The organism is Streptomyces sp. NPDC002265 (genome assembly GCF_040296125.1).
GTDB lineage: Bacteria > Actinomycetota > Actinomycetes > Streptomycetales > Streptomycetaceae > Streptomyces.
The window spans coordinates 1-5,917 of record NZ_JBEOWS010000480.1 but is presented as its reverse complement, the minus strand read 5'-3'; the positions used below and the strand labels follow the sequence as shown (position 1 = coordinate 5,917).

3 protein-coding genes and 2 pseudogenes are annotated in these 5,917 nt (G+C 66.6%); 1 reads left to right on the top strand and 4 read right to left on the bottom strand.

The features are described 5' to 3' along the window. Positions 1 to 27: 27 nt before the first annotated feature. From ABT085_RS43000 to ABT085_RS42990, 3 genes and pseudogenes are all read right to left on the bottom strand, one after another. Positions 28 to 1,212, bottom strand: coding sequence for a ParB/RepB/Spo0J family partition protein (locus tag ABT085_RS43000; protein ID WP_351621639.1), 1,185 nt, complete (start codon positions 1,210 to 1,212; stop codon positions 28 to 30). Beyond that, on the bottom strand, positions 1,209 to 2,474 hold the full coding sequence (locus ABT085_RS42995; protein ID WP_351621636.1) for a ParA family protein: 1,266 nt from the start codon (positions 2,472 to 2,474) through the stop codon (positions 1,209 to 1,211). The genes ABT085_RS43000 and ABT085_RS42995 overlap by 4 nt, the downstream gene beginning before the upstream one ends. Positions 2,475 to 2,696: 222 nt before the next feature. After that, positions 2,697 to 2,867, bottom strand: a pseudogene (locus ABT085_RS42990) (transposase); the annotation flags it as partial. A gap of 302 nt (positions 2,868 to 3,169) precedes the next feature. Between ABT085_RS42990 and ABT085_RS42985 the strand changes: the two are divergent. Further along, positions 3,170 to 4,372 (top strand): annotated as a pseudogene (locus tag ABT085_RS42985) (IS110 family RNA-guided transposase). 410 nt (positions 4,373 to 4,782) lie between these two features. Here the strand turns inward: ABT085_RS42985 and ABT085_RS42980 are convergent. Beyond that, complete coding sequence (locus tag ABT085_RS42980) at positions 4,783 to 5,193, bottom strand: hypothetical protein (RefSeq protein WP_351621629.1); 411 nt, start codon at positions 5,191 to 5,193, stop codon at positions 4,783 to 4,785. Between the last annotated feature and the right edge of the window lie 724 nt (positions 5,194 to 5,917).

The window sequence follows — 5,917 nt, the reverse complement described above, 5'->3', positions numbered from 1 at the left end:
GCTCACGGCAGGGGACTTCGCGGCGCGTCACCGCTCTTCGGACGTACTGTCCGAGTTGCGCTGGGTTTGGTGATCGTTGAGGATGCGCAGCATCTTGTCGAACTCGGTGTCGCTCATCTTGCGAATGAGATGATGTGCGACGTACCAGCCGTCGTGGTACGGCAGTTTCGGCAGCGCCCTCTCCCCTGCACCAGAGGCGGACGTACTGGGCCCATCGTCACTCCGTGGGTCCGGAACAATGTCGGCCGGACGGGACTCGCCCGGTCCGGACTCGATCGCCTCGGACGAGGTGTCCGTGATTACGGCGTAATCACTCGTAGCTGTTTTCAGCGTCTCCTGAGGGACAGCGTCGTAGTCACCGCTCCCGCCGTCCGAAGTCTTACGGGCAGGCACAGTCGCGTGCACGGGCTCAGGCTCGGGGACGGGGGCTGCCGCAGGCTCCGGAACAAGAGCAGGCTCCGGTCGCTCAGTTCGTTCCGACTGCTTCTGGGAGGCCTTCGCGCTCTCGGCAGCAGCGCGCTGCTCCTTGAGTACCTGAAGAGCGGCCTCCTGCTCCGCGACGGGCTTGCTGCCGACCGCGCGCAGCAGTTCGATCGGCTCTTCACCGATACGCTCCTGAAGTTCAGGAGCGAGGCCGAGCAGTGCCAGCCGCTGGGACACCCAGCCCTGTGAACGGTGCAACTGCTTGGCGAGAGCGCGCTGGCTGCCGTACACGTTCAGAAGTCGCTGCAGAGCCCGAGCCTCGTCGATCTCGCTGAGGTCGTTGCGCATGATGTTCGCGATCAGTGCCGACTGCAGAAGCTCGTCGGCATTGTTGCCCTGCTCGTCGCTGACCATCACCGCCACAGTCTCCAAGCCGGCCTCGCGTGCAGCAGCGAGACGGCTGCTGCCGTCGATGACGACGTAGGCGGTGTCGGGTTCGAGGTCGGCTTCGCGCTCAGGATTTGCCTTGAGGTAGGCATCGCGGTTCATCACCGTGATGGCCTGCTTCTGCCCGTGGCTCTTGAGGCTGCCCGCGAGATCCGTCAGGTCGCCGAGGCTGGAGCGGGGGTTGTCGGGGTTGGGACTGATGCGCGACGGAGGAAGCTGCGTCGGAGGGGACACGCCGTCGGTCGGGACACCCGTGGCGGCAGCCACCGCCTGGCGGCGCGCGCTGACAGGGCGCACTCCCCCACCGAACCGGCCTGCACCGAGCTGGTCGGCCTTGCTCACAGCACCTCCCGTGCGACTGCGCGCATGCCGACCGCCTGCTGGGACTTGGGCGCGTAGGACAACAGAGGTTGCTTCACCCGGACTGCTTCCTTCTGTTCCTTGAGGTCACCGATGAGGCCCACGACTCGCGGATCCTTTATGTCGACCCATCCCTGCAAGGACGAAGTCGCGATGTATCCCCGGCGCGAGTCGTACAGGTTGACGACGATCCCGAGATAGTCGATGTCGACCTGGAGGTCGCCCCGCAGATCGTCGATCTGGGTGGTGAGGAGATCGTAGGCGTCCGCCGAACTGTCCTCTGCCTGAACGACGATGAGGGCTCCGGACTGACCGGTCTTCTCCCCCTCGCGGCGCCGACCGTAGTAGGCGGCGGCGTCCATGCTGAGGCCGAGGCTGGGCGGGCAGTCGACGATGATTACGTCGTAATCAGCTTCGAGCGGTGCGAGCGCCCGTTCCAGGGCGGCTTCCCGGGCGCGTACCGCGGAGAGACGGACGTCGAGCAGGAAGGCGTCGTTGCAGGCAGGCAGAAGATGCAACCGGTCCCCGAAGTGCTCCTCGTCGACCGAGATGATCAGGTCGCGGAGATCGCCCTTCGGGTCCCCCGCCATGTGGTTGGTGAGACTGTCGCCGTTCATGGGCAGCGGCGTTCCACCGAGTTGGTTGGTGAGGTGGCACTGAGGGTCGAAGTCCACCAAGAGGATCCGCAGGCCGGGACCGGGCAGGTTCTCGATGTCGAGCGGGCTTTCGTCCGGCTCCGTCTCATCGCCGTGCGTCTCGCTGGCCCGCAGGGCTTTGGTGAGAGCCTTCGCCACGCGCACGGGGTGAAGGGTGTTGGCGTCCTCGGCAAGCGCTTCCCCGAGGCCGGCGGTGATCGCCGTCTTGCCGACTCCGCCCTTCTGGTTGCAGACGATGATCCGGCGAGTGACCTCGGGCCGCGCGACGTCCGGAGTGGGGTTGGAGTCGAGCCAAAGCTGCACCGACTGGGCGAGGCCCTGGATGAGAGACACACGGCGATCGGCGGCGATCTCGCGGAACTGCTCCCACTGACCGGGAGGAAGGAACGTGGAGAAGGAGTCGGCACCTGAGGTATCGACGTTGGCCGTTGCCGAAGCCAGGCTGCACCAGTCGCTGATGCCTTGCTCGACCGCGGTCTGAATCTCGATGCCGTGCTGGGCGGCTCTGACCTTGAGAGCTTGCCGGAGCCATGCCGGCAGTTTGGAGACGACCTTCTCGCGGTCGCTGGGCGAAGCTGGCGAAGTCATGGAGGACACCATACTAACGTTAGTGATCAAAAGCTGCACCGACGCGTTAGTTAGACAAAGTCGGTTGCTTTGATGCGGCTCCCTGGGGTGATTACGCCGTAATCACTCAAGCCAAAGTCTCTCCCCTGAACCGGCACATGTCTCACTTTTCATGCGTCACATTGCCCAGACTGCCCCGGAGTCGTCCCCGCAGTGCGCCTTTGGGGCAGCGACCGAACGTCGACCGGCCCCGCCGTACCCAGAGGTCACGTGGCCGAGGATCTCGCGATAGCGGTCGGCGTTGACGCCGACCGCGATCAACGCGTGGAGGTGCACGATCGGGCTGCCCTCCCGGACCTTCTGCGTCAGGCTGTCGCCCCAGACGATCGTGTAGGGGCCCTGGTTCAGCGGCCGGCGCGGGTGTCCCACTCGCGCGACCGATAACGAGGTTGGGCTGGGCCGTGGTTTTCTCCGGGCCGAGGATGGTGCGCGCATCGACGAACGACCCATGGCTCATCCGTAAGTTGTTAGGTGGCCTGGGAGGGCCGGGTGTGGCTTATGGCTCTCTGCCTTCAGTGGCTTCCAAGGAGTGGCCGCCCGGCTCTCCGGGGCGCCCTGGCTGCTGATTGAGATGTGCGCTTCGGTCGCTGATTACGGAGATGACAGCGGGGTGTTCCTCGGGCCGACGGCATGCTGTTCGGAGCGAGGAGGGGCGAGTGAGCGAGCGAAGGCACCGGGTATGGGCCGGGATCGACGCAGGCAAGGGGCATCACTGGGCAGCGGCGGTCGACGCGACCGGTGCGACGCTGTGGTCGAAGAAGGTCGACAACCACGAGTCGGCAATCCTGACCGCCATGGGCGAGATCCTGGACCTGGCCGACTAGGTCCAATGGGCGGTGGACATCTCCGGCACGTCCTCCGCTCTGTTGCTGGCCCTGCTCGCGGCACACGGCCAGCAGGCCGTCTGCGTGCCCGGCCGCACGGTCAACCGCATGTCGGGTGCCTACCGGGGTGAGGCTAAGACCGACGCCCACGACGCCTACGTCATCGCCGAAACCGCACGCAACCGCCGGGACTTCGCGACGATCGACATGCCTGCCCAGCTGGCCGCCGGCCTCGCACTGCTGACCGCTCACTGCTCCGATCTCGTGGCCGACCGAGTCCGGATGATCAACCGTCTCCGCGACACACTGACCGGCGTCTTTCCCGCGCTGGAGCGGGCCTTTGACTACAGCTCGCACAAGGGCGCGCTGGTCCTGCTGACGGGCTACCAGACCCCGGCGGCTCTCCGCCGCCGTTGCCGGGCGAGGTTGAAGGCCTGGCTGGCCAACCGCGGTGTTCGGGGCGCCGACAGCGTCGCCTCGGCCGCGCTGGAGGCCGCCCAGGCCCAGCAGACCGCACTGCCCGGCGAGGATGTCGCTGCCCAGATCGTGGCCGACCTGGCCGAGCAGATCCTGGCCCTGGACGACCGCCAGAAGCGGATCGACGAGCAGATCCGCGAGACGTTCCGCAGCCATCCGCAGGCGGAGATAATTGAGTCCCTGCCCGGCATGGGACCGATCCTGGGCGCTGAGTTCGTCGTTGCCGCCCGCGACCTCACGGCCTACGCCGACGCCGGGCACCTTGCCTCGGCCGCCGGGCTGGTGCCCGTCCCGCGTGATTCCGGTCGCCGGACCGGCAATCTGCACCGGCCCAAGCGCTACAGCCGCCGTCTGCGCAGGGTGTTCTACATGTCCGCACAGACCAGCATGATGCGCGAGGGGCCGAACCGGGACTTCTACCTCAAGAAGCGCGGTGAAGTCTGCAAGCATGTCCAAGCCGTCATCGCCCTGGCCCGGCGGCGGGCCAGCGTCCTGTGCGCCCCCCTGCGCGACAACCGGGTTTTCACCCCCGACCTGCCGGTCATGCAAGCGGCTTGACTTCATCATCAGACTCTCTGGAGTCGCGAAGCCACGAAACAGGACCAGCACGACCCGTCGTGACCCAGATGTCAGCAGGCGTTCCGCGACCAGCGTTGAACCAGGACTCTCAACCGGCGCACTGCGGAGGGTCGAGCGCTGGGAGATGGACGAGATCTCACGGACGATCCGCTGCCTGAGGTGATTACGGCGTAATCACCTCAGGGCAACGTCATCAGTGCCAGGGGGAGTGCTGCGGTCATTCGCCGACAGCCCACGTCCAAGCGTCAAGGACGATGTGCGTCAGGTCCTCGCGTCGACGGCGGTTCAGGACGTCGTACAGATCGGGAGCCTGGTCGGCGAGGACGTCGATGCCCTCGTGCTGGTGGCCGGCAGCCTATGCCCTCCGCCGGGGCAGGATTGGGGTGGCATCAGGCCGCCCGGGCGACCGCCGCCCTGTGAGGCCGTGAACAGCCGACGATGCCGCAGACGGCCAGAGACAGATGCAGCTGCTTCTCCGTGCTGTGCGTCGACGCAGTAACGAGCAAACGTCGTGATCCCGGCTTGAGCTCCCCCAGGGTGGGTTCGACATCGACGCAGAACTCGGTGTCGGCGGCGTCGCACCGAGCTTCGTACATCGCCTCGACCAGACCGCAGTTCACGCCAGCGACCGTCACCTGACGAAGACGGCGCTCCCGGTGGGCCGAAGCGGACAGGTCCGCGCCTGCCGAGCCTTCTGCGACGTCAGGACGCTTACCTGCTGCGCTCAAGGCTTCGCTGATCCGCTCGACCTCGCCGGAGAGGCGTCCCAGCCGATCTGTGTCAACGAGCGCTCGATCCACGCGGCCCCCTAGATCGCCCACGGGCCAGCCCCGGCACCTTCGCCCGCCCGGCCCCGGCGTCGTTCTCCACTGTTCGCTGAGCGATCACGCGACAAGAAGCAGTCTCCTCCTGCGACGCCTGAGCGGATGGTGCGAAAGCATGAGTGCATCCTGGTCCGCCGAGTTGCTGTCGGTGTGTGGGGGAGAGGCAGTGTGGCCCCGAGCAGCCGACCTCAGCCACGGTTAAAAACGTCAAAGCCCAGGATGCGGCGATGGGTCATCGCCCGTGCAGACTCCAGCCATTCCAGCGCAGACCAGGCTGAGTCTGGTTGGCCTCGTCCGGACCAAAGCGAGCCCGCGCCCTTGCTCGAGGCCCCAGTGATTACGCCGTAATCACTCAAACGCAGCGGGCTGGAGTTGCAGAGGAATGACCCACGCGATACGCATCGTCCGGTGCCGCGGCCCGTAGCCGGACAGCACAGCCTCCCGGAGACGTCACGTTCGGACAGGCACTCGCTGCTGCCGGGGTGCCAAAGGTCGTCGCCCGTCTCGGGATTCGCTCGCCGTACCGTCCTGCGTGGCAGAAGTACCGACAGTGGCTCACAGTTCAGCCATCGCGGACGCGGGGGGGGGGGGTTTGGGGGGTTAAACAGCCCACGCGCCCGAAACCCCAAAAGGGTTGGGGGGGGCGGGCGGCCGGGGGGGGGGGGAAGGTGGGGCGCCCCCCCCCCACCCAAAAAAGTTG

Excerpts from the sequence above, each read along its gene's own strand:
- ABT085_RS42995 (WP_351621636.1), bottom strand. The coding sequence starts at position 2,474 with ATGACTTCGCCAGCTTCGCCCAGCGACCGCGAGAAGGTCGTCTCCAAA.